Raw genomic sequence first — 750 nt, 5'->3', positions numbered from 1 at the left:
TCATGGCGGCGTGATACGTCGCCATGAACTCACCGATCGGGAGTGGGAGTTACTCGCTCCACTCGTACCGCGGGCCGCGACCGGCCGACCGCGTGTGGAAGACCGGCAGGTCATCAACGGGATGGTCTACAAGATCCGCACGGGGATCTCCTGGCGTGACCTGCCGGAACGCTACGGCCGTGGAAGACGGTGTACACCCGCTTCCGCCGCTACGCCCTGGACGGCGTGTTCAGCCGAGCCCTGCAGACGATCCAGGCCCATGCGGACGCGGCCGGCGACATCGACTGGCTCGTCCAGATCGACTCCACCATCGTCCGCGCCCACCAGCACGCCGCCGCCACCGGCCGAAAAGGGGGACCCACCGACGGGACGAACCATACGATCACGCCCTCGGCCGATCCCGAGGAGGACTGACCACCAAGATCCATCTCGCCTGCGACGGCAAAGGACGCCCGCTCGCGGTCTTGCTGACACCCGGTCAACGCCACGACAGTATCTGCGCACGCCCCCTCCTGGAACGCATACGCGTCCCCCGCGACGGCCCCGGCCGGCCCCGATCCAGACCTGACCAGGTCATCGCCGACAAGGCTTACAGCTCCCGGGGTTTCCGCGCCTACCTGCGCAAACGCGGTATCACGTGCGCCATCCCGGAGAAGAGCGACCAGCGGCGCCACCGACACAGCCGCGGCCGCCTCGGCGGAAGGCCACCGGCATTCAACCGGCAGATCTACCGCCGACGCAACGTGGTCG

1 protein-coding gene and 1 pseudogene are annotated in these 750 nt (G+C 68.3%); both read left to right on the top strand.

Annotated features, from left to right (window positions below):
• Positions 1–10 precede the first annotated feature (10 nt).
• Positions 11–133 (top strand): annotated as a pseudogene (locus ACP4J0_RS38605) (transposase); the annotation flags it as partial.
• Positions 93–750: IS5 family transposase (locus ACP4J0_RS38600; protein WP_426604135.1), on the top strand; the 658-nt coding region annotated here is incomplete at its 3' end. The pseudogene ACP4J0_RS38605 and the gene ACP4J0_RS38600, both read left to right, overlap by 41 nt.

This window comes from Streptomyces sp. WG7 (assembly GCF_049975785.1).
Classification (GTDB): domain Bacteria; phylum Actinomycetota; class Actinomycetes; order Streptomycetales; family Streptomycetaceae; genus Streptomyces.
Note: the sequence above shows the minus strand (reverse complement) of the source record. Positions and strands in the feature narration are given on the sequence as shown.